Source organism: Tuberibacillus calidus DSM 17572 (assembly GCF_000430685.1).
In the GTDB taxonomy this organism is placed as follows: domain Bacteria; phylum Bacillota; class Bacilli; order Bacillales; family Sporolactobacillaceae; genus Tuberibacillus; species Tuberibacillus calidus.
Genome location: NZ_AUMM01000028.1, coordinates 15,112 through 38,366 on the forward strand (window position 1 = coordinate 15,112; position 23,255 = coordinate 38,366).

The window sequence follows — 23,255 nt, forward strand, 5'->3', positions numbered from 1 at the left end:
GGGTGAGAGAAACATGTCATCATGGGATCAGCTTTTGAAAGGAAAAGTAGCCATTGTCACCGGCGCCTCGCGCGGCATTGGCCGTGCGGATGCCTTGGCGCTTGCCGAAGCCGGAGCGGATGTCGTCATTACGGATATTCTTATTGAATCCGACGAAGAGAGCGGAAAAATCGCGCAAAAATATGGACCTCTGTCACAAGTCATGCAGAGCACCAAAGTCGTCTACGCCGAAAAAACGGCGAAAGAAATTCAAGAGATGGGGCGGCGGTCTTTTGCCATAAAAATGGACGTGACAGACCGCGAGCAAGTCAAGGAAGTTTTTGCCCGCGTGAAAGAAGAATTCGGTTCCATTGATATTCTCGTAAACAATGCCGGTACACTTGATCATGTGTCGCAAATCGAAAACCAGAGGGATGATTTCTGGGAACGCGACTTGAATGTCAATCTCACCGGTGCATATAACTGTACAAAGGCGGTTTGGCCGTATATGAAGGAGCAAGGTTGGGGCCGGATCATCAATATGTCCTCGGTGGCGGGCACGCTCGGCGGATTCGGTCAGGCGAGTTATTCCGCGACAAAAGGAGGGCTGCTTAGTTTTACCAAAAGCATGGCGCTTGAAGGAGCGCGCCATGGCATTAATGTGAACGCCATCGTGCCTGGCATTATTGCCACCGAAGCTTTCAAAATGACAAATCCAAAAATGAATGAGCGAATGATTAACCGCACAGCCTTCCGCCGCCCTGGTGAGCCAGAAGACATCGCTAACGCCATTGTCTTTCTTTGTTCGGACAAAGCCAAGTACATCACCGGCATCGGCTTAAATGTTTCGGGCGGCATTGAATTATTCACTTTCTAAGGAGGGAAGACGAATGACAGAAGCCGTCATTGTCGATGCCGTGCGGACGGCGATCGGCCGCCGCAGGGGGATGCTTGCGGAAACACATCCGGTGGACTTGCTTGTCCCGGTTTTAAAAGCTCTTGTTGAAAGAAATGGTTTAGACCCTCGCGCCATAGATGATGTCGTGGCGGGCTGTGTCACAGAAACAGGTGAACAAGGCGGCAATATTGGCCGCCTCGCAGTGCTTGCGGCTGGTTTTCCTGTAGATGTTCCGGCTTTCTCATTAAACCGAATGTGCGGCTCCAGCCAACAAGCTATTCATACCGCGGCTCAAGAAATTTTGTCAGGAGACAGTGAGATTGTCATCGCCTGTGGCGTGGAGAGCATGACGCGTGTACCCATGGGTAGCGACTTAGGCAAATTTAGCCGCAGTCTGACGGATCGATACAACATCATACCCCAAGGCTTGTCAGCCGAGATGATCGCAAAAAAGTGGAACTTATCACGGACAGAGCTTGATGAATTTTCTCTGGAGAGCCATGAAAAGGCGGCAAGGGCAACGGATCGGGGAGATTTTAAAAGGGAAATCATCCCGATTGAAGTGACGCATGAAAACACTACGGTCACCTTTGAACAAGATGAGGGCATCCGTAGGGATACATCGATGGAGAAATTAGCAGGGCTTGCTTCTCCCTTTCAACCAAATGGCGGGGTTGTGACCGCCGGTAATTCCAGCCAAATCAGTGATGGTGCCGCAGGGTTACTCTTGATGTCTAAGGAAAAAGCCGAATCTCTTGGGTTAAAACCACGTGCCCGCATTGTCAGCCGCGTCGTTGTCGGAGAAGACCCGATTCTCATGCTGACAGGGGTGATTCCAGCGACAAGAAAAGTGCTGAAGAAAGCAGGGCTCCGTTTGGATCAAATCGATTGTATTGAAATCAATGAGGCGTTTGCAAGCGTCGTTAAAGCCTGGGAGCGGGAACTGGAACCCGATATGAAAAAGGTGAATCCTCGTGGCGGAGCCATTGCTTTGGGTCATCCATTAGGGGCAAGCGGTGCCCGCATTCAGACAACGCTTCTCCATGAACTGGAAGATACAGGCGGTCGCTATGGGCTACAGGTGATGTGCATCGGCTTTGGAATGGCGACGGCAACCATTATCGAACGGCTGGACTAACTCGTGCGGGGAGGAGCATTGAAGAGATGGTTCATGAAAGCTTTCAAACAGTAAAAGGCCAAATCAATTGGGATCATCCGATGTATCGATTATACGAAAAAGCGAAGCGAAACGGCCGTTGGAATCCGGCTGACATCGACTTTAGTCAAGACAAGGAAGATTATAATCGTCTACATCTGGAAGAACGCATTTCGATTTTGCCGCTCATTTCTTCGTTTTCAGCCGGGGAGGAAGCGGTTACCCTGGATATTTTACCGATGATTCACGTGATGGCACGACTCGGTTGGCTTGAAGATACGATGTTTTTGACAACGTTTTTGCACGATGAAGCAAAACATACAGAGATGTTCAGCCGCTGGCAGCAGGCCGTCGGTGTTTTCGACATCGATTTGTCGGTTTTTCATAGCGATAGTTACAAACGCATTTTTTACGAAGCACTGCCGGAATCGATGGAACGTTTGTATACGGATGATTCACCCGAAGCGATCATTCGCGCGGCAACTGTCTACAATATGATCGTTGAAGGTGTTTTGGCGGAATCCGGCTATTATTCATTCCGGCAAATTTTTAAAAAAGCAGGGCTATTTCCCGGTATTTTGCAAGGCATTGATTATTTAAATATGGATGAGGGCCGCCACATCCAATTTGGCATTTATACCATTCAACGTTTGGTAGTCGGGCATGACGATCGTTTCCGATTATTTCATGAGTATATGGATGAGCTTTGGGAACATGCCTTTGGGGTGGTCAATTACTTAATCAATCTTGCCGAAGAGCAGCAAAAACTTGCCACAGCACCAACCATTCTTGAATTTCACCCCGATATGATGCGCGATTATGCGGTCAAACAATTCGAAATTCGCAAAAGTAAAATTGATCGAGTGAAAAAATATGACAGCTTGTCGGAACTTGAAGCGGCGTTAGGCTCTTAAAAAACATTGGGAATGCAAATGCTATTAAAAGGCATTCTATAGCAACGACCTTGTATGTCCCAACAAGGGGTAACGCTGCGATGCTTTTGACATGCCTTTCTTTTTAACCGTAAATGTCGGAAAATTCAATCATAATTAAACGGAGGTGTGATGGATGAAGCCGCAAAGCTTGATCGAGATGTTAAGCTTAACGGTCAATCAATATCCCGACAAAGCAGCGCTGATGTGGAAGCGTGACGGCAGTTATCGCAGTATGACGTATCGCCAACTTTGGGACAGAATTCACCGCTTTGCGTCGGGGCTCAGTCAGCTTGGCATCGGACGTGACAGTAAAGTGGCGATTTTATCGGAGAACAACCCAATGTGGGCGATCACCGATTTTGCCGTAGCGAGTCTTGGTGCCGTCAGCGTGCCGATTTATCCGACTTTGCCAGCTGAGCAAGTCCACTTTATTTTAGATAACGCCGATGTAGAAGTGGCAGTGGTGGAAAACGAGGAGCAGTTGCGGAAGATTGCGGACGGTAACACCGATGTTCGTTACGGCATCATCATGAACCCGCCGAGTGACTGGGTCGCAACAGACAAATGGCGTACCTTCTCGGAAGTTGAAGAAGATGGTGAACATGCCTTGTTAAGAGACTGGGAGGATGGTTGGCGGAAAATTGAACGGGATGATCTAGCGACGATCATTCATACTTCGGGAACGACTGGACCACCTAAAGGCGTGATGCTTACCCATGGGAACTTCCTGTCGAATATGGAAGGGGTTCACTTTTGGGTCATTGAACTTTTTCCGAGTGATGTGGCTCTTTCTTATTTGCCACTATCACACGTGTTCGAGCGTATGGCCGGCCATTTCATGCCACTATCCAGTGGTTGCACAATCGCCTATGCTGAAAGTATTGATAAAATCCCGGAAAACTTTTTGGAAGTCCGTCCGACCATTATGACAAGTGTGCCCCGCTTGTTTGAAAAAGTTTATGCCAAAGTGCTGGAAGAGGTGGAAAGCGGCTCCTCCATTAAAAAGAAGATTTTCAACTGGGCGGTTGATGTGGGGCGGAAGCGTTATGAACTCTATCTCAAAACACCGATTAACGAGCTCCTGCTTCGCGACCCGATGCCGAAAAACTTAAAACGGAAATGGGCGCTTGCTGATAAGCTTGTGTTCCAGAAGGTTAAAGCCCAGCTCGGCGGCCGATTGCGCGGTATGGTGTCTGGCGGCGGGACGCTGAATCCGGAGATTGCCAGCTTTTTCTGGGCGCTTGATATCCCCATTCTTGAAGGTTATGGGTTAACGGAAACGTCACCGGTCGTAACGACAAATCCGATGATCAGAGCAAAAGTCGGGACGATCGGCCGGCCTTTGCCGAACTTGGAAGTAAAGATCGCCGAAGACGGTGAAATTCTCGTTAAAGGTCCGAATGTCATGAAAGGATACTATAAAGATAAAGAAGCCACCGAAAAAGATCTGGTTGATGGTTGGTTTCATACGGGGGATATCGGTGAGTTCGATGAAGAGGGCTACCTTAAAATCATTGATCGCAAAAAACATCTCTTAGTGCTGTCCACCGGGAAAAATGTTGCGCCGGCTCCGATCGAAAATGCCATCAATGAAAGTCGCTTCATTGAAAATTCGGTGCTTGTCGGCGACAAGCGGAAATTCGTTTCGGTGCTGATTAAACCGGATTACGAAAATCTCATCCCATGGGCGGAAAAACAGGGCATCCCGACCGATTCCCGAAAAGCATTGTTGCACCATTCGGAAGTCGTGAATTTACTGCATGGGGAAGTTGCCCGGCTCACCCGGCATTTTGCTAACTTTGAACAACCAAAGAAAGTTGTGATTATTGAAGATGATTGGACGGTGGAAAGCGGCGAACTAACGCCGAAACTCAGCATTCGCATGAATGCGATTCAGGAAAAATACGGGGCGTTAATCGATGACCTTTATGCCAATGCCGAAAAACCCGAAGCTGAAACTGCCGCCGGACTTCGCGAATAAAGGAAGGGGCGATTCCCCTTCCTTTTTAAAAGCGCTTACACCAAACATACACATGACGTGTTCCTTATAAATGGAGAATGAGGCTGACTATATGATATGGTCCCGTATCGCTTTGACCACGGCTTCCGTGCGGTTACGGGCATGCATCTTTTGCAGGATTGAAGAAATATAATCACGCACCGTATATTCGCTTAAGTAAAGCTTTCGCGCCGCTTCATAAGTGGAAGCCCCTTCGGCCATCAATTTCAGCACTTCAATTTCGCGTGGCGATAAGTGCGGGATCGATTTTTGCCATGGAGGGCGCTCACCTTTGCGTTCGAATTTGACGAGTAATTCCCCAGCGCTTTGTCCGAATTTCATTAAGGCCATATACGTCTCTCGGTTGACTTTAAAAGATTTTCCCGGCCCTTGATCAAGAATGGCGGCACCAAGCAATTTTCCTGCTGAAGGAGCAAAAATTGGTGCAATGATAACCGATTCAAGCTGAAATTGCCGTACATATTTTTCAGGCAGTCCTTTTTTTGCATCCGAAATATGAATCGGCTGTAGCTTATTGGTCTTCTCGCTAATAAATGGCACTTTCCGGATGAGATCATAAATTAAAGGAATGTTTGTGATGTTCTCGCGAATGCTCTGAATCGCCTCGCTGTTGATATGGTAGCCGAATAAACCGAAGCCGCTCATATCACGGTCGGAATAGGAGAATAAGGCGCAACGTTCGAACGGCAAATAATTCACGAACCCTGATGTAATATTTTCCACGGCCTCATTGATCGTTAACGAACGCATAATCCATTCGTTGAATAGGATCACGGCGTCCTTCCATAGATGGTCTTGCTTGTAAAAGCGGTCAATTTCTTGTCCAACATGGAACTGCTGCAGCGCGAATGTGATAAATGGCAGAATATGCGGTTCTGATTCACTGGTGCAAAGGAGTATCGTTTCGTCTTTCCACGGAATGGGTAAAATACGCTTACCTTGTCCCTCATCAAGAGGCATGATTTTAAGAAGTGATTCGGACAGCATATAAAGAGTATCAGCGCATATTTCGGCAGGGCTTTCGATGAGAGCATGTGGTTCGGTTTTACTGAAAATCTTATAAATGCGAAAACCATTTTCGTCTTTTCGGGCCTTAGCAACCCAATGAATCGGCAATTGGCGGCTTGAGACGAGCTGTTCCAAAAAGGTATCCATCTCAAGTTGTCGGTTTAAAGGGTCTGGAAGCAAAGCCTCTATCATTTTTGTAAAAAGGTACTGTATCGCTTGATGTTTGCGATAAAAATCCTGTCCGTCCGGTTCGATGGCTTCGTGGACGGCATTTTCGAGAAGCGTGATAATAAAAATGGTATGGTTCGGTCGGAAGCGAATCGGCAATTCTCCCCATAAAATGGGTAATTGTCTAAAAAAATTCTCTAAATCCTCTTCCTCGGAAAATAACCAATCGGAAAAAAAGGTGACAGCGACTTCTAGCTCTTCAGCCATTTCATTTTGATTTTCCCTGAGATAATGCGGCATATCACTCCATTTTGCAAGGATGTCGGCCTGGTGTTGGCGAAGGGTGTAGAGACCGCTTTGCAAAATCGTTTTAACCCGGCGATTGAGGGTCAAGGACATCGGCATCCTCCTCTCTTTGAAGTTTTATGTATGTTGTATGACTATTATAACATTTCTGCCATTCAAGTGCGTTTTACATCTCTCAATGATGATCTTGCATAAAACCACGTCGGTCGCTGGAAGCTAAAATGAACAGACGATTGAAAGGGGAATGAGGCATGGTCAATAAAGAAAGGGACCTTAACAATATGTTCAAAACGACTGGAAGAAGCGGCGAGCATCGTAACGGACGGCTTGCCCAATTAAAAAACCACAGCTCGGAAGGTTCCGAAGTCCCAAACGAGTATATTAGTAAAAAGGAAAAATAAAAAACCTAGCCGCCTCTCGAAGCTCGGATGGTGACGAGCACCGAGGCGGCTTTTTCAGTATCATTTGGAAATCAGCAGAAAACTAAAATCGGATTTCATCTTAAACTTTTTAAAATTCCACAATGATGTAAAATAGCTATAAAGAGCAGCCATTGAAGGGAAGAGGGAAGATGATAAAAATATTGATTGCCGACGATAATTCTTTCGTTAGAGAAGGGATGAAGATTATTTTAAATACATATGAAGACTTTCAAGTCGTCGGCACTGTGGAGAACGGGGAGGAGGCAGTGGCGTTTTGTCAAACTCATGAACCGGATATCGCGTTGCTAGATATCCGCATGCCCGTCATGAACGGGGTGGAAGCAACGAAGCTGTTGACGGAGCGTACAAAAACCAAGCCCTTGATTTTGACGACTTTCGATGATGATGAATATATCCTGGATGCCATCAAAAACGGCGCCAAAGGGTATTTGTTAAAAAATACGGATCCAGAGCGCATCCGTGATGCCATAAAAAGTGTGTACTACGGACATACGATCATGCCGGATACCGTTATGGAGAAACTAAAAGGTAATCTTGGCAGCAATAAAGATGAGAATCGCCCGGTATTTGATAAAAGTTTATTTACGGAAAGAGAGCTCGACATCATGGCGCTGATAGCCAAAGGCTTATCCAATAAGGAAATTTCGAAACAACTGTTTATTTCAGAAGGAACGGTGGCCAATTACATTACGTCCATTTTAGGAAAAACAAGTCTCGAGCACCGCACGCAGATCGCCATTTATTACTTGAAAGGACATGTCGATTCGTAATGGAAATTTGGATGACAGCGGTCAAGGTTGTATTAGTGTTATATCTCATTATCTCCTATGCCGGCTCCGAGCTAAAGGAAGCGCCATGGTTTGTCCTTTTTATCCTGATTTATTTCAGTATGAACATTACCATCTATATTTTTAAAAACACAAAAGTGCGGGCCGTTCTGCACATAGCACTCATTTTCCTTATATTGGTTGCTCAATATCGCGTTTACCCTTTACTGATTATTTTATTGTCCATAAATGTATTTGAACTGGGAAGGCTTTTTAAAAAAGAAAAACTCGTGATGTTATTGTTAACCATGATTCCATTGTTTTATCTTCATCAGAACGTTTTCACGGCTTATTTTCTCGCCACAACGCTCTGTTTCATGATTTATATGGTGATTGACTTATATTCAGAAAGACTGAATAGGCTTCGCGAGCAAACCGATGTTATGCGAAAGAACATCCAACGGTTAGTTAACAGATTGAGCAGCAACGAAGAATATCTCAGACAGTCGGAATATACCTACCGGCTTGAAGAAAGAAACCGCATATCCCAAGAGATTCATGACCACATCGGTCATGCCATGACAAGCGCCTTAATTCAAATGGAAGCCTCAAAGCGGCTCATGGAAACCGGTGAAACGGAGCAAGCGTTAAGCCTCCTACAAAATGCCATTCAGATTTCCAAAGCAGGCATTGAACGCATCCGCGTGACTTTGAAAAATATGAAACCGGCCAAAGAACAAATTGGGATCAACCGCATCAAATTAATGGCTTCCGAGTTCGCTTCCAAACATCATATCGCCGTTCCGTTGACACATAAGGGGAATTTGGATGTGATCACACCCCTTCAGTGGAAGGTTTTATATGAAAATGCCAGTGAGGCTCTAACTAATGTCTTAAAATATGCGGAAGCGACGATGGTGTCGATTGAAATACACGTTTTCAATAAATTTATTAAGATGGTCGTGAAGGATAACGGAAAAGGGGCAGAAAAAATAAAAAGAGGCTTAGGTATTATTGGGATGGAGGAGCGGACGGCGGCGCTGAACGGACAAATTATTACAGATGGGTCCGATGGCTTTTCAGTCACCACCTTGCTGCCGCTTGATGAGGTTTCTCATAAAAAAATATGAAAGACTTCATGTTGGAAAGGTGAACTTCTGCACTGCCGGAGGCTCACCTTTCTGTTTTATAATTTCCTTACAAAGAGCGCTTGGTTTTACCAAGCCTTTTGGGAATGTAAAGCTTTTGTTGTCTTGAGAAAAAAATGCCCTTTTTTACCAATACAATAAATCCGAGGTGAAAAAAATGAAAGTCTTGGAAATGCAAAATGTCACGAAAAAATTCGGTGATTTTGTCGCTGTGGATAATGTGACGCTATCGGTTGATGAGGGGGAAATCTTTGGATTTCTCGGTCCGAACGGAGCCGGTAAAAGCACATCTATAAACATGATCGCCGGGCTATTAAGATTAAACGAAGGCAAGATCAAAATTTTAGGAAAAGACATTTCGAAATCCAATCAGTTTGCTAAAAAAAATATCGGGATTGTGCCTCAAGATATCGCCATTTATGAGGAATTGACGGCTTTTGAAAACGTGAAATTTTTCGCGGGTTTATATGGTTTGCGTGGGGAAGCACTGAATGAGCGGGTGGAGGAAGCTCTGGAATTTGTCGGCCTCAGCGATAAAGCCAAAAGTCATCCAAAAGATTTTTCCGGTGGCATGAAGCGGAGGCTGAACATCGCTTGTGCGATCGCTCATCGCCCGAAGCTGATTATTCTCGATGAACCAACCGTTGGCATTGACCCGCAGTCGCGGAACTATATCTTGCAATCCGTCCGTAAGTTGAACGAAATGGGCTGTACCATTATATACACGAGCCACTACATGGAGGAAGTGGAAGAGGTTTGTACGCGGATTGCGATTATCGATCATGGAAAAATCATTGCCGAAGGAACGAAAGCGCAGTTGAAGTCAATCATTACAAACACGAAGGATGTTTGGGTCGGGGTTACGTCTTGTCGTGAAGTTGACCCAGATGAGCTGAAAGACATCGCCGGGGTTCAAGAAGTGCAAATCAATTGGGAAGACAATGTCATTAAGATTAATTCTGCGATTGACGTCAATAACTTAAACAAGATCATTCGTTATTTCATCAATCACAATATTGAAATTCGGTCATTGGAAGAAAAAGCGCCGAACTTAGAAACCGTCTTTTTGACATTAACGGGCAGGAATCTCCGTGACAAATAATCAGGCAGGAACGTTTCAAGATTTAAAAAATAGAAGGAGGTTTCGAGGACGTGAAAACATTAAGCATTGCCACTAATGAAATCAAACAATCATTGAGCAATAAAAGAACATTGGTCTTTTTACTCGCTTTTCCGATTTGTTTGATGCTCATTCTCGGGCTCGCATTATCAAATGCTTTCAACTCATCGATTAAAATTGAAGATTTTCGTGTTTTATATCTTGTCAAAGGGAACACGGAGGTGGAGCAAGCTTTTCAATCGTTCATTAAAGAAGTGAAAAAAAACGGGGTGCAGTTTACTCGAACAAATGACGAAATAGACGCAAAAAAGGCCGTTAAAGAAAATAAATATGTTGGTTTGGTTGAGGTTACAGACCAAGGGATCCAATTGTACGAGAACAATGCCAACGCTATTAAGGGCAGTCTTTTGAAGGGCATGTTAAAAACCTTTGCGGATAAAGTGAATCTTGCTACCACAGTCGCAAAAACCGATCCCGGCAAAGTTCAAGATGTGTTAGCCGACAGCGGGCAAAATAACTATGTTCAAGAAACATCGATAAATTCTTATAAAGAGCCGCATGCCATGGATTACTATGCCGTGGCGATGACCAATCTGGCTGCTTTTTTTGGGATGATGTCGGCGGTCTATCTGATTAGAGGGGAGCGCCAGCGAAAAACCGATATTCGGCTTTCGGCTGCACCGATTTCAAAAATGGAGATTCTCTCGGGTAAGGTTTTAGGGGGAATTCTGACCAATGTCCTCTGTATGTTGATCATTGTTCTAGTTAGTAAATGGGTTTTTAAAGCGAGTTGGGGAGATCATCTGGCGGTAGTCTTCTTAGTCTTACTTTCAGAAGTCATTTTAGCCGTCAGCCTAGGGGTTGGAATCAGCTACATGATCAAAACGGATAACACCGTGAACGCGATAACGATGGTTTTTGTTCAAGTCGCGGCCTTTTTCGGCGGCAGTTATTTTCCCATCGATGATGTGGATAGCTTTGGCGGTATATTTACGCGACTTTCTCCGCTTTACTGGGCAAACAATGCCATCAACAAGGTCATTTATCTCAACGACATGACCCCGGCGGTTCATACAATGATGTGGAACCTCGGTATAGCAGTCTTATTCTTATTGATATCAGTAATATCCATGCGCAGACGGGAGGGGCTCTAAGTTGAAGGATATTTTCTGGCTCGTCAAAAATGTATTCAAAATCCTATTGAAAAAGAAGTTCAGCTTTCTCATTATCGTAGGTCTACCCATCGTCGGCGTGATTCTTTCTTTCCTTATGTACGGGAGTTCGGACAGAACGGAACTGCGCGTCGGCATTGTGAATAATGATTCAGGAGAAATCTCACGTGATGTGGTATCTTTCATTAAAAGTCAAGAGCATGTCAAAGTCAGTGAGATCAAGAATGCCGAAGTGAATGACCGCGTCGCAGGTGGAAAACTGGATTGTGTGGTGATCATTGACCGCGGATTTTCCCAAAGCGCCATGAGTGGGAATCCCGACCCTGTACGGATTATTTCCATTAAAGGGGAAGCGGTAACGAGCTATATTAAATCCTATTTGAACAATTATATTGGCGATATCGCCGCTTTCGGCCGATTGGCAGGAAATAATCAGGATAAATTTCATCAACTATACGAAGACTATCAACGATCCACATTTAAGGTTCATAGTGTATCTTTACAAGATACATCGAAATATCAAAACATGACGTATCAGACGATTGGTTATCTTGTCATGTTTATGTTGTTTGCTGCCGTTAATTTATCTAATATGATGACAAAGGAAAAAGAAAGGCGGACGTATTTCCGAATTCTTTCGGCGCCAGTTACCGCCAAAGCGTATGTCTTATCCAATATCCTATCCAACTTGATCATCATGGTCATTCAAATATTGGTGACATTAACGGTGATGACGAAAATCTTCCATATTAATATTGGTTTTCCGTTTTGGGAAATGTTCGGCGTCCTCACTTTGTTCGCATTGATCGCCATCGGCTTGTCGCTTGCCATCGTTGCCCTCGCTGACAGTTCAGCAGCGGCGGGGGCTTTCGAAAACCTGGTGGTTGTACCGACGTGTTTAATTTCTGGTTGTTTCTTTCCCGCTGACATCATGCCGGAAGTGTTGCAAAAAATCGCTGATTTCACGCCACAGCGCTGGCTGCTTGATACGATCACGAAACTTCAACAAGGGGAAGCCTTCTCCCATTTATATGTGAACTATCTCATCCTTATTGCCTTCGCTGCAGTCTTTTTCCTCATCGCCGTCTATAAAATCGCTAGGCAAAACGATGTCAGGAATTTTGTGTAAACGAAAGTCTTGCGATACGCAAGAAAAAGGTTGACTCATAGGGGGAATATCCCACCAGTGAGTCAACCGTATTTGTTTTAATACTTCGTGGCTTCATCAATCGGCATGACGACCGGCACAGCCGCACCTTTGTATTGTTTCTTAATGAAGTCTTGGACTTCTTTGGAATGGAAGATGTCGACGATTTTCTTATAGGTTTTGTTGTCTTTATCTTTCGTTTGGGCGGCGATGATGTTGATATACGCTTTGCTGTTTGCGTCCTCGCGGAAGATTGGGTCTTTTGTCGGGTTCAGACCGGCATTAATCGCCATATCACAGTTGATAATGCTAGCGGCGGCATCGTCAAGACCACGCGGTGTTTGCCCGGCTTCAACCGGTGTAATTTTTAAGTGTTTCGGGTTATCTTTAATCGCTTCAACGCCTTGCGTGCCATTGAAATCATCCGACAATGTCAACAAACCCGCTTTAGCCAGCAAGGCAAGCGCCCGGGCTTCGTTCGTTGCGTCATTCGGTATGATGATTTGATCGCCGTTTTTAATATCTTTAATGTCTTTAACTTTTTTGGAGTAAATCCCCATCGGCCAAATTGCAGTTGTGCCAATCGCGGTTAAGTCTAGATGATGTTGTTTCTTAAAGGCATCAAAATAAATGATCGTTTGGAAGGCGTTCAAATCAAGGTCACCGTTATTGAGCGCCAAGTTTGGTTGAACGTAATCGCTGAATTTCACAATTTCAATGTCAATGCCGTCTTTTTTGGCGAGTTTTTTGATGAGATTCCAAGTCGGCAGTTCAGCCGGAGAAATCCCGACTTTGACGACTTTGTCACCGCTTGCGCTTTTATTGTCGCTATTGTTTCCGCAGGCGGTGGCGGCAATTAAAGTGAAAAGAGATAGGATGATAACAAATAGTTTTTTCAATTGAGTAACCTCCAATGGTGTTTTTTATTTAATGACGGCGAATTTTCTTCGCCAGGACATTACCTAAGGATTGAATGAGCTGTACGAATACGACTAAAAGGACAACGGTGATCAGCATGACGAGAGGTTTGAATTGCTGATACCCGTAGGTGATGGCCAAATCCCCGAGGCCGCCGGCACCAACTGCACCGGCCATGGCGGAAGCCCCGACGAGGCCGATAAAGGCAATCGTTAACGCCAAAATAATGGATCCGAGAGCTTCCGGCAAAAGGAATTTCCAAATGATTTGCCAAGTCGTGGCTCCCATGGCTTGGGCCAATTCAATGACGCCCTGGTCAACTTCAAGGAGCGAGTTTTCGACGAGCCGCCCAATGTATGGCGCCGTAAAAATGACTAATGGAACGATCGCCGCTGTCGTCCCGATGGCGGTTCCGACAATGAGTCGTGTAAAAGGAATAATAGCGACAATCAGAATAATAAAAGGAATAGAACGAAAGATGTTAATGACGATATTCAAGATCGAAAAAATAATACGGTTAGGCAAAATCCCGTTTTCTCTTGTAATAACGAGAATCACACCGAGCGGTATGCCGATGAGAACGGCAAAAAGAAACGAAACACTTACCATATAAAGGGTTTCTTTGATAGAATCGATGATTTCGGGTCCGAGCCAAGTCCAATCCGTTCCCATTTATTCCACCTCCTTGACGGTGACGTTTTGTGATTGGATATAACGGATGGCTTCGTCAACCGTCTCCTTTGGTCCGTTAAATCCGACAATCAAGTTACCGAAGGGGCTGCCTTGGATTTCGGTGACCATCCCGTTGTAGACGCTGAGGTCAATCGGGAATTTTTTCGCCACGGTGGATAAGAGCGGGTCGTTCGTGGCATCCCCTTTAAACAGTAACCGGTAAATATGATGTTCCTGATCATCGCGTTTTTCGGCAATCAAACGTTTCACGGAGTCCGGCAATTCGTCATTCAACACGGTGCGGACAAAGTTTTTGGCGATCGGTGTCTGTGGGTCGGTAAAGACGTCCAAAACCGAACCCTGTTCGACGATGACCCCGCCGTCGATAACGGCCACTTTGTCGCAGATGTCGCGGATGACATTCATTTCATGCGTGATCATGAGAATCGTAATGCCGAGTTCGTCGCGCACCCGTTTTAAAAGCCGTAAAATCGACCGCGTCGTATCCGGATCAAGTGCCGATGTCGCCTCGTCACACAAAAGAATATGCGGGTCGGTCGCTAGCGCACGGGCAATGCCGACGCGTTGCTTTTGACCGCCGGATAGTTGCTCGGGGTATTGATGGGCTTTGTCTTCCAATCCGACGAAGCGAAGCAGCTCCATCACTTTTTTCTTAATCTCGTCTTTCGGTTTGCCTTGAAGTACGAGTGGCATCGCAACGTTAGCGAACACCGTCTTGGCATGTAAAAGGTTAAATTGTTGAAAAATCATGCCGATTTTCTTGCGCTCCTCGCGCAGTTTTCGTTTCGGCAGACTTTGTAAATCAATACCATTAACGAGCACTTTTCCGGATGTCGGGCGTTCCAGCAAGTTCACGCAACGAATGAGCGTGCTTTTCCCAGCGCCACTGAAGCCGATGACCCCAAAAATCTCGCCTTTTTTGACTTCGAGGTTAATGCCTTTAAGCGCCTCGACCTTTTTGGTTTTATCTTTTCCGTAAACTTTACGGACATCTTGAAAAATAATCAACGAAGAGCCCCCCATCGCACCTACTTACCTTTTATCCTAAACAAAAAACCTCTTTCCATTCGAAAGAGGTTTCATCTATGAGAACCTTATCTTTCAGAATGAAAATCATTCTGCAGGACGGAGCACCTTTTCCCGAATAAGGGAAGGTTGCCGGACGTCATAGGGCCTGGTCCCTCGGTCACTCTTGATAAGATCTTTTTTATTAGATTGTCAGTTAACGATATTTATCATAAAACGCGCAGAAAGACATGTCAATATATAAAATTTTCATCGAAAGGTGTGGCAGCGCTTACATCGGCACCGTGACAAGAAAAAATTTTTTTGAGTAAAATCTGGCATGGAGGGTTTTTAGTGAGATTTAAAGTTTCGAAAGGCTGCAAAATCTGGTGTGTGCTTAAAAAGGAGGAAAGGGGGCAGGCGGAATTTCACAAAAAACGAGAGGCACAAGTAGTTTGAGAAAAAAACACCCACCTTAAACGAGTTTTGGAGGGTGTTTTATTCCTTATAGTAGTAAAGCGCAAGGGAACAATTAGCACTGACGGCATCGTTTTGTTCGTCAATTGATAAGAGGTGGATGATAAGGGTGTGCGGTGATTTCTCCAAACGCTTAAGAAAATCTGTCATCGCTTTCATGGTGGTCGATTGTGCGTTTAATTTCATATTGATTTTTTCTAATCCGCTTTTTGCCTTTTCGGGTTCGGGATGTCCGAATGTCAGATCAGAGATGTATATACCCGAAGTCTTTTCGATGCCATTCAAATCATTTAAAAAAGCTGTAAGGTCGGAGTTGCGCGGCAGATTTTTTTCAACGTTTCCCTGCTCTTTAGATTTTGCTGCTTCGTTCTTTTCTAGTTGGTAGATTTTCACAAGCTGCTTTTCCGTTTTCAGTTCGTTCGCCATTAAAGTGGTCTCGTTTTTTATAGGTTGTACGGCTTTAACATAAAAAAGAATGCTAGCAATCATAAGCATAAGAGGGACGGCTGTGCCAATGACCATTTTAAGATTGATGGCTTTTCTCACGGTGATGTCCCTCCTTTTTCTGTCACCTTAAACTGAACCGAGAACACGGCAACGCGTTGCGATGCCTCCGTTGTGATGTTTATCAACTGGGCTTGCGAAATATCCGGCGCTTGGACTAGTCGATCAAGATAATCCGAAACTTGATTAAGAGTTTGAAAACGCACATCAATGGTAATATTTCCATTATCCTCATAATCCAACGCAATGATCGATGTGTTTTGGGGCAATAGATGTGTCAGTCGGTCCATGCGCGCCGTTGTAAAGGTCGGCAAACTGTCAACATAGTCGGCTGCTTGTTGGTAGTGCAGTGATGCCTCCGACTGCCGTGTCAATGCCTCCGCTTGCTGCTGAAGTTTGATTCTCGTTTGTTTCGTTATCCCGAGTTGTCCTTCAATATCTGTCAATTGCTGTTTTTGATAGATGTACAGTCCAACAACTAAGGCTAGGACAAGAACGGCAAGCCCGGTTGTGATTGAAAAAAAGATTATAAACGCTTTATTGTCTTTTTCCTTTTCCGGCAACAAATTGATATTGACCAGCATCATTTTACTCCTTTTAACGCCAGCCCAATTGGCAGTAAAAATTCGTGGGGGATCGGTTCGCCTGATGATGCACGAAACTTGTACCGCTTTAAATTTTTAACCGGTACATTCGTCAAATTTTCTAATTCCTGTTCAAAGTCACTAAGGAATGGGTGATCCCCGATAATAATAATCATTGAGATTTGAACATCCCCTTGATGTAGCGAATACGTATAAAAGCTTATAATGCGGTCGAGTTCTGTAAATGTTTCTTCTAACTGAAGCTGTGTCGTCTTGCTGATATCGGCTCCGTTTTCATGTATAAAATATTGAAATGCTAACTGTCTCGTGAAAATGGGTTGATGGTCGTGAAAAAGACTGACCATGGCGTTGTTTTGATGCAATTGAATGCACATAATATGGTCATTTGGCTCTGTCATTCCTAAAGCATACAATAATCGGTAGACAGATAAGGGAGTAATATCGGCGCAAACTGGTTTTAATCCGGCGCTTTGTAGCACCTCCGCGTAATCAGTCAGTAAAGGTTTTGGTGAGACGAAGAGCAGGATTTCTTTTTTCTCTCCCGCGCTTTCTGAAATGGGAACGTAATCAAATACCGGGTCTTCAAAGGGGACGGGAATGCTGATGCCGACTTCCATATATAAGTAGCCTTTAATCTCCTCAAAGCTGACAGACTCGGGAAGTTCCACCTTGCGAAGAAAAACGAAAGGATCCGGCACGTGAAACCGGACTTCACGATGTTTAATCTTCCATTGCCGCACACTATTTCTTAGGATGTTGGCTAATGCGTCTTTATCAAGGATTTTCCCTTTGTCAATAATACCGTCTGGCAGTTCGCATGATCCAAAGGCATGGATGGCATGAAGATCCGGATCCTTCACATCTACATAGGTGATCAAATCGTCTTGAATGTCTAAACTGATTGGTTGACGCCTTCGCGTAAATCCCATCGCCTTTTACCTGCCTTAAAAAAGTTGTAAATACCAATGCCAAAGTGTCTCTCCGTAAAAATAACTCGTCAAAGTGCCAAAAACAATATACGGTCCGAAGGGGATTGGCTGGCCGCGTTTAATTTTCCCTACTAAAAGGGCGGAAGTGCCGATAACAGAGCCATAAAGGCATGAGAAAAAGAAGGCCAATAATACCCCCTTTACTCCTAAAACAAATCCGAGAACGGCGAATAGTTTAATATCGCCACCGCCCATGTTTCCGCGGCTGATAACGGCAATCAACAGCAGGGTGCCAAAACCGATGCCGGCTCCGAGAAGGCTATCCAGCCATGGGCGGAATGGGATAAACAGCCGGATGACAAGAAAAAGCAGCGCAAAAAAGATTAAAAGTTTATCAGGTATAATCCGATAGCGGATATCGGTCACGAAAATGATCATGAGTAGGGAAATCAATGCCCATATCACGATCAACGTCTCATTTAATCCACTATACATATAGGCAAACGCAAATAACCCAGCGGTCAAAAGTTCAATAAACGGATAGATGAAAGAGATTTTGCTCTGGCATGAACGGCATTTCCCGCGTAAAAAAAAGTAGGAAACGACCGGGATGAGATCCCCGGCCGTAAGCCGCCGACCACAGTTCGGGCAATGAGATGGCGGGGAGATGATCGACTCCCCTTTCGGAACCCTTAAACCGACTACGTTGAAAAATGAACCCAGTACGGCGCCGAGAATAAAAGCATAAATTGTGAAGGCGGTCATAATTACTGATACCTATGACTAATTGCTAGTTTGATTACTGGATTTTTTACCAAGATACTCAAGCAGGTCTTTTTCGGAAACAGGATCACCTTTGTTAACGATGCCAACTGCATCATGACCGCTAATACTATAAGAGGCGTGACCGCCGTCGAAAGTTACATGAACTGTGTAATTTGTATCATCAACATTATCTAAATAATCCCCAAGTTTGTCGTTGCCAAGCTCTGTATTTGAATCAATCCCTTCCGAAGCCACATACAGTTTGGCGGCATCAATAATTTGGACCGCTTCAGAGACCTTAGCTTTGTCATCAGTTTTGTTTATAATATGCCCGATAGCCGGGATGGCAATGGCCGCGATGATCCCCAAGATAACGATAACAGCGAGTAGTTCGACAAGTGTAAAGCCTTTTTGGTTTTTCATCCAACGTTTTAACATAAAATCTCTCCCCCTAAATGAAATTTTTTATTTTGTATTAACCAAGTTGGTTATAGAGTTTGAACATCGGCAGAAAGACAGAAAGGACGATGAAGCCGACGATGCCGGCAAGAATGAGGATCATGACCGGCTCGATTAAAGATTTGAGGCGGTCAGTCGTATGCTCCACTTCGCTTTCATAAAAATCAGCCACTTTTGCCAACATCGAGTCCAGTGCACCGGTCTGTTCGCCGATGGCCATCATTTGGGTGACCAAAGGAGGAATCACCACACTGTTTTTCATTGAACTTGCGATTGATTCGCCACTTTCCACAGCCACCCTTGTTTCAATCAGTTTTTTTTCAATGACTTTATTGCCGACAACTTTTCCGACCATATCCACGGCCTGTAAAATGGGAACAGAACTGGCAAGTAAGGAACTTAATGTGCGACTGAATCGGGCTATTGCAGCTTTCTGCAAGAGTGGCCCGAAGATCGGCATCTTAAGCTTGATACGATCGATTTGATAATGGATGCGTGACTGTCTGCTGAGAATATACATTGAAATCACCAGGGCGCAAATGATGATCATAATAAGCCACCAAAAAGTTGTCATCCATCGGCTCGTCCCGAGAACCATCCGGGTTATCAACGGTAATTGGGTATTAAAACTAGCAAACATCGCCTGAAAGCGTGGGATGACGAAGGTAAGCATAAAAATGATTACGGCGACGGCAATAATTGAAACGGAAATGGGATAAACGAGTGCCGATTTTATTTTTTGAGTCGTGGCATGCTGCTTTTCATAGTAATCCGCAAGCCTTTCGAGTGACGTTTCCAAATTCCCGCTTAATTCCCCGGCTTTTAGCATGTTGACAAATAGGAGTGGAAAAATTTTAGGGTATTTAGCAGCACTTTCGGAAAAGGGATGACCCGCCCGAAGTTCCGTTTCAATGCCAAATAATGCTTTTTTCAAAGCAGGGCTTTCAGTTTGTTCTGCGAGTAAACTCGTCGCATCAACAACGGGAACACCCGCATTTAATAATGTTGAGAATTGTCTTAAGTACACCACGAAATCTTGTGATTTTACGCTTCGCTCTAACGTGAGCTCGCGGTTCCATAAGGTTTCCTTGACCTCAGTCAGGTTGATGACGGCAATGCCTTTTTCCCTTAAAGCCATCGTGACATCTCTCGGCGTAGCGCCGGATGCCTTCCCGCGTTTGATCTTTCCGAAGCGGTCGCGGCCTTGATAGCGGTAGTTCGGCATATCAGGCACTTCCCCTTCTTAGGTAAGATTGCGCGGATTTCGCGGTAATTTTGCGTTCTTGAAGCAATTGATTAATACTCATTTCCAGTGTGCACATGCCTTGCGCACGGCTCGTCTGCATGATGCTCATGATTTGATGAATTTTCTCGCTTCGGATGAGGTTGGCGATTGCCGGGTTGTTCACTAAAATTTCCAGCGCGGCGACTCTGCCGTTACCGTCTGCGGTCGGGAATAGGCGCTGTGAAATAATGGCCGCAAGTTCTGAAGCCAATTGGATGCGGATTTGGGATTGTTGAGCGGCCGGAAAGACATCAATAATTCGGTCAATGGTCGATGGGGCCGTTGAAGTATGTAATGTCGCGAGCACCAAATGGCCGGTTTCTGCTGCTGTGATGGCCGTTGCGATCGTTTCAAGATCACGCATCTCGCCGACGAGGATGACGTCAGGGTCTTGCCTCATCGCCGCCCGCAGCGCACCGGAAAAACTTTTCGTATCCAGCCCTACCTCTCGCTGATCAATCAAACATCCGCGGTGTTTATGCAAATATTCGATTGGGTCTTCGAGCGTAATGATATGACGGTTCATCGTCTCATTCATATAATTAATCATTGCTGCGAGCGTTGTCGATTTCCCGCTTCCGGTCGGGCCAGTAACCAGAACTAAACCCTGAGGCCGTTCTGCAATTTTTTTTAGAATTTCCGGCATTCCCAATTCCTCAAGGCTCGGCACTTCGGTCGGGACGATTCGGAAAGCTAAAGCACAACATGAGCGCTGGCGGTAAATATTCACACGAAAACGCGAGACGCCTTGAATGCTATAGGAAAAATCAATTTCCCCTTTATCCGAAAATGCCTGTCTAAGATTGTCCGGAATGATTGCCATGGCTATTTCTTCCGTATCATTTGGAGCGAGGGTCGGATGGTCTAGGCGCCTCAATGTCCCGTTAATGCGCAAAGTAGGCCGAGCCCCTACTGTTAAGTGCAAGTCAGAAGCACGACTGTGAAAAGCATTGATTAACAGAGCGTCTATGCGTTCTTTTGCCGTCATAATGTTTCAGCTCCTGTGACGACACGAATAACTTCTTCGGTCGTCGTCATCCCATTTAAAACTTTTAAAAAACCATCATCGATGAGGTACTTCATCTTCTTTTGCGTCAAATAGTCTCGGATTCGATTCGCATGTTCATGATCCATAATGAGCCTTCTGATTTCCGAATCTACCGAAAGCATTTCGTGAATGGCTATGCGGCCGCGGTAGCCGGTCATATTGCAACTGCGGCATCCTTTTCCCCGTTTCACCTTGTCCAATGTGAGCCCGCGCGCGGCAAAAATTTCTTTTTCGCGATCGGTTGCGGCTTCGTATTCCGAACAATCGCGGCAAACCGTGCGAATGAGCCGCTGCGCAATCACCCCGGTTAATGATGTGGCAATTAAAAACGGTTCCACTTTCATGTCGAGTAATCGGGTGATTGTACTGACGGAATCATTTGTGTGAATAGTGCTCAAGACTAAGTGGCCGGTTAAGGAGGCCCTTATCGCAATATCTGCTGTTTCCGTATCGCGAATCTCACCGATCATAATGATGTTCGGATCTTGGCGCAGTATAGAGCGCAATCCGCTGGCAAACGTCAAACCAATTTTCGGATTGACTTGGATTTGATTGATGCCGTCCAAATGAATTTCCACAGGGTCTTCAATCGTGATGATGTTGACTTCCTCTTTATTCAAATGGTTTAAAGCGGAATATAAGGTTGATGTTTTTCCGGAACCCGTCGGACCGGTGATCAAAACGATACCATTTGGTTTTTCAATAAAACGGATAAACGTCTTTAAGTTTTCTGGTGTCAGCCCAATTTTTTGCGGGTCATGAACCGTGTTTTGCAAATCCAACACCCGCAAAACAATTTTTTCACCATGAACCGTCGGTATTGTCGAGACGCGTAAATCAATCGGGTGTCCCTCAACCGTCAGCTTCACCCGCCCGTCTTGGGGCAGGCGGTTTTCGGTAATATTTAAATTGGACATGATTTTAATTCTGGCTGTGAGCATGTTCTGCATATCTTTTGGCAGTTCACGGTCGGTTTTTAAGTCGCCGTCAATGCGATAGCGAACCGTCACCCGGTTTTCATGAGGGTCAATGTGGATGTCACTGGCTCGTTGATCAATGGCGTTGAAGAGAATGCGGTTTGCGAGTTTGGCGATGGGTGAATCATTGTCGACGGTTTCGCCGGTGTCTTTATTGTCTTTAGCGACTTGACTCATTAGTTCGTTCAACGTGCTGTCCGATTCATAAACCTTACTGATGGTTCTGCGAATTTCTTCTTTCGTCGCAATGACGGGTTCGATTTCAAATCCGGTCATCATCCGTAATTCTTCGATTGTAAATAGGTCAAGCGGGTCGGCCATGGCAACTGTCAACCGGTTGCTTTCTTTTTTTATAGGGATAATTTCCTTTTGTTTGGCTTCTTCTTCTGAAAGCACCGTCACTAAGCTTCGGTCAATCGGAAACTTATATAAATTGACATGTGGGACACCTAGTTGAGCCTCGAGTGCTTCAATCAGTTGGGTTTCGGTAATCAAACCGTTCTGGATTAGGGCATCACCGAGTTTTTGATCCGCTTGTTTGGTTTCCAATGTTTTCAGAATATCTTCAGGTGTCAATAGACCCGATTCAACTAATATATCGCCGAGGCGTTTTTTAGAGGTTAGAACCATGTTCATCCCCTCCTTACTTAAAGTCTCACTTAATAAATGCCTACCATTCGTCACTTTTCTTTTAGTATTGATAAATTATATAATATTTTTACAGATAAGTTATTCATGTTTTAGGAAAAATGTTTTTTGCAAGTAAAAAATGTCATATTTATAGGTCTTTATGTCTATTATAATCGATCTATTAAAAACTGCTATAATTTTTTTCTGAATAATTTCTAGTGAAAGGTTGCCGGTAATCGTGAATGGAAGGGAAAAATCGCCGAAGGGTCTTATATTGAACCAGAAAGGCCTAACATTAGTTGAAGTACTGACAGCTATCACGATTCTGTCAATGATCGTGATCCCTTTTATAATGGTTACCTTAAATTTCGCCAGCACCAGTGGGGAATCTAAGACACTATTAGATGCGACCTATGCCGCACAAACTCAAATAGAAAAGATTTATAACTTAAGCACGCAGTATAGTCTTGATGATGGTATAAAGCAGTTGGAAAGTGGCGGTTTTTCTATAGACGATCATTGCGAACGGGACACTTGTTATTACAAAGTTGAGAGAGATTACTATATACGCGTGGAAATACAAATAAAAGATGAGCCCATGACCGATGTATTAGTAAGAGTATACAGTGATCCATCCATGAAAAAAGCTATGGCACAAATGGAAAGATTAGTCATATGGAAAGGTTAGCGGGT

The 23,255-nt window shown here is 44.7% G+C and carries 23 protein-coding genes and 1 riboswitch; of the genes, 11 read left to right on the plus strand and 12 right to left on the minus strand.

All coding sequences use genetic code 11. The features are described 5' to 3' along the window. The first annotated feature begins 13 nt into the window (after positions 1 to 13). The 4 genes from H532_RS0108330 to H532_RS18295 all read left to right on the plus strand — a co-directional run bounded on the left by H532_RS0108330 (position 14) and on the right by H532_RS18295 (position 4,949). On the plus strand, positions 14 to 856 hold the full coding sequence (locus H532_RS0108330; RefSeq protein ID WP_027725103.1) for an SDR family NAD(P)-dependent oxidoreductase: 843 nt from the start codon (positions 14 to 16) through the stop codon (positions 854 to 856). 13 nt (positions 857 to 869) lie between these two features. Further along, positions 870 to 2,015 carry a thiolase family protein gene (locus H532_RS0108335; protein WP_027725104.1) on the plus strand — a complete coding sequence of 382 codons (1,146 nt, stop codon included), beginning with the start codon at positions 870 to 872 and terminating at the stop codon, positions 2,013 to 2,015. 26 nt (positions 2,016 to 2,041) lie between these two features. Further along, entirely contained in the window at positions 2,042 to 2,947 is a 906-nt protein-coding gene (locus tag H532_RS0108340) for a R2-like ligand-binding oxidase (RefSeq protein ID WP_027725105.1), read from the plus strand. Between the two features lie 154 nt (positions 2,948 to 3,101). After that, a complete protein-coding gene (locus H532_RS18295; RefSeq protein WP_038111877.1) occupies positions 3,102 to 4,949 on the plus strand; it encodes an AMP-dependent synthetase/ligase in 1,848 nt (615 codons plus the stop codon). Positions 4,950 to 5,036: 87 nt separating this feature from the next. Here H532_RS18295 and H532_RS0108350 read toward each other — a convergent pair whose 3' ends face one another. After that, positions 5,037 to 6,563, minus strand: coding sequence for a response regulator transcription factor (locus H532_RS0108350; protein ID WP_027725106.1), 1,527 nt, complete (start codon positions 6,561 to 6,563; stop codon positions 5,037 to 5,039). 158 nt (positions 6,564 to 6,721) lie between these two features. Between H532_RS0108350 and H532_RS20610 the strand changes: the two genes are divergently transcribed. From H532_RS20610 to H532_RS0108380, 6 genes are all read left to right on the plus strand, one after another. Continuing rightward, positions 6,722 to 6,871: a hypothetical protein gene (locus H532_RS20610; RefSeq protein WP_169721027.1), complete on the plus strand. Its 150-nt coding sequence runs from the start codon at positions 6,722 to 6,724 to the stop codon at positions 6,869 to 6,871. A 170-nt stretch (positions 6,872 to 7,041) separates the two neighbouring features. Beyond that, the gene (locus tag H532_RS0108360) at positions 7,042 to 7,683 is read left to right on the plus strand and encodes a response regulator transcription factor (RefSeq protein ID WP_051263222.1); all 642 of its coding nucleotides are present in this window, start codon (positions 7,042 to 7,044) and stop codon (positions 7,681 to 7,683) included. Then, the gene (locus H532_RS0108365) at positions 7,683 to 8,810 is read left to right on the plus strand and encodes a sensor histidine kinase (RefSeq protein ID WP_027725108.1); all 1,128 of its coding nucleotides are present in this window, start codon (positions 7,683 to 7,685) and stop codon (positions 8,808 to 8,810) included. Before H532_RS0108360 ends, H532_RS0108365 begins: the two co-directional genes overlap by 1 nt. A 175-nt stretch (positions 8,811 to 8,985) precedes the next feature. Then, positions 8,986 to 9,930 carry an ABC transporter ATP-binding protein gene (locus H532_RS0108370; RefSeq protein WP_027725109.1) on the plus strand — a complete coding sequence of 315 codons (945 nt, stop codon included), beginning with the start codon at positions 8,986 to 8,988 and terminating at the stop codon, positions 9,928 to 9,930. Positions 9,931 to 9,980: 50 nt separating this feature from the next. Then, positions 9,981 to 11,102: an ABC transporter permease gene (locus tag H532_RS0108375; RefSeq protein ID WP_027725110.1), complete on the plus strand. Its 1,122-nt coding sequence runs from the start codon at positions 9,981 to 9,983 to the stop codon at positions 11,100 to 11,102. A 1-nt stretch (position 11,103) separates the two neighbouring features. Then, positions 11,104 to 12,249, plus strand: a complete 1,146-nt coding sequence (locus tag H532_RS0108380) for an ABC transporter permease (RefSeq protein ID WP_027725111.1) — start codon at positions 11,104 to 11,106, stop codon at positions 12,247 to 12,249. Between the two features lie 77 nt (positions 12,250 to 12,326). Here the strand turns inward: H532_RS0108380 and H532_RS0108385 are convergent, their stop codons facing one another. The 11 genes from H532_RS0108385 to H532_RS0108440 form a co-directional block, all read right to left on the minus strand. Next, positions 12,327 to 13,166 carry a MetQ/NlpA family ABC transporter substrate-binding protein gene (locus tag H532_RS0108385; RefSeq protein ID WP_027725112.1) on the minus strand — a complete coding sequence of 280 codons (840 nt, stop codon included), beginning with the start codon at positions 13,164 to 13,166 and terminating at the stop codon, positions 12,327 to 12,329. A gap of 28 nt (positions 13,167 to 13,194) precedes the next feature. Beyond that, a complete protein-coding gene (locus tag H532_RS0108390; protein WP_027725113.1) occupies positions 13,195 to 13,857 on the minus strand; it encodes a methionine ABC transporter permease in 663 nt (220 codons plus the stop codon). Beyond that, a complete protein-coding gene (locus tag H532_RS0108395; RefSeq protein WP_027725114.1) occupies positions 13,858 to 14,886 on the minus strand; it encodes a methionine ABC transporter ATP-binding protein in 1,029 nt (342 codons plus the stop codon). 83 nt (positions 14,887 to 14,969) lie between these two features. After that, positions 14,970 to 15,080, minus strand: a riboswitch (SAM riboswitch). A gap of 301 nt (positions 15,081 to 15,381) precedes the next feature. Beyond that, positions 15,382 to 15,906: a hypothetical protein gene (locus H532_RS0108405; protein ID WP_027725115.1), complete on the minus strand. Its 525-nt coding sequence runs from the start codon at positions 15,904 to 15,906 to the stop codon at positions 15,382 to 15,384. Beyond that, entirely contained in the window at positions 15,903 to 16,448 is a 546-nt protein-coding gene (locus H532_RS0108410) for a PilN domain-containing protein (protein WP_027725116.1), read from the minus strand. Before H532_RS0108410 ends, H532_RS0108405 begins: the two co-directional genes overlap by 4 nt. After that, complete coding sequence (gene pilM / locus H532_RS0108415) at positions 16,448 to 17,398, minus strand: type IV pilus biogenesis protein PilM (RefSeq protein WP_027725117.1); 951 nt, start codon at positions 17,396 to 17,398, stop codon at positions 16,448 to 16,450. The genes H532_RS0108410 and pilM overlap by 1 nt, the downstream gene beginning before the upstream one ends. Positions 17,399 to 17,413: 15 nt before the next feature. Further along, positions 17,414 to 18,163: a prepilin peptidase gene (locus H532_RS0108420; RefSeq protein WP_027725118.1), complete on the minus strand. Its 750-nt coding sequence runs from the start codon at positions 18,161 to 18,163 to the stop codon at positions 17,414 to 17,416. Between the two features lie 18 nt (positions 18,164 to 18,181). Further along, entirely contained in the window at positions 18,182 to 18,601 is a 420-nt protein-coding gene (locus H532_RS0108425) for a prepilin-type N-terminal cleavage/methylation domain-containing protein (RefSeq protein ID WP_027725119.1), read from the minus strand. A gap of 37 nt (positions 18,602 to 18,638) precedes the next feature. Beyond that, entirely contained in the window at positions 18,639 to 19,847 is a 1,209-nt protein-coding gene (locus H532_RS0108430; protein WP_027725120.1) for a type II secretion system F family protein, read from the minus strand. Position 19,848: 1 nt separating this feature from the next. Next, positions 19,849 to 20,895: a type IV pilus twitching motility protein PilT gene (locus H532_RS0108435; RefSeq protein ID WP_027725121.1), complete on the minus strand. Its 1,047-nt coding sequence runs from the start codon at positions 20,893 to 20,895 to the stop codon at positions 19,849 to 19,851. Then, the gene (locus H532_RS0108440; RefSeq protein ID WP_027725122.1) at positions 20,892 to 22,562 is read right to left on the minus strand and encodes a GspE/PulE family protein; all 1,671 of its coding nucleotides are present in this window, start codon (positions 22,560 to 22,562) and stop codon (positions 20,892 to 20,894) included. Before H532_RS0108440 ends, H532_RS0108435 begins: the two co-directional genes overlap by 4 nt. A 274-nt stretch (positions 22,563 to 22,836) precedes the next feature. Here H532_RS0108440 and H532_RS0108445 point away from each other — a divergent pair, with 274 nt between their 5' ends. Then, complete coding sequence (locus H532_RS0108445; protein ID WP_162142920.1) at positions 22,837 to 23,250, plus strand: type IV pilus modification PilV family protein; 414 nt, start codon at positions 22,837 to 22,839, stop codon at positions 23,248 to 23,250. Positions 23,251 to 23,255: the final 5 nt, after the last annotated feature.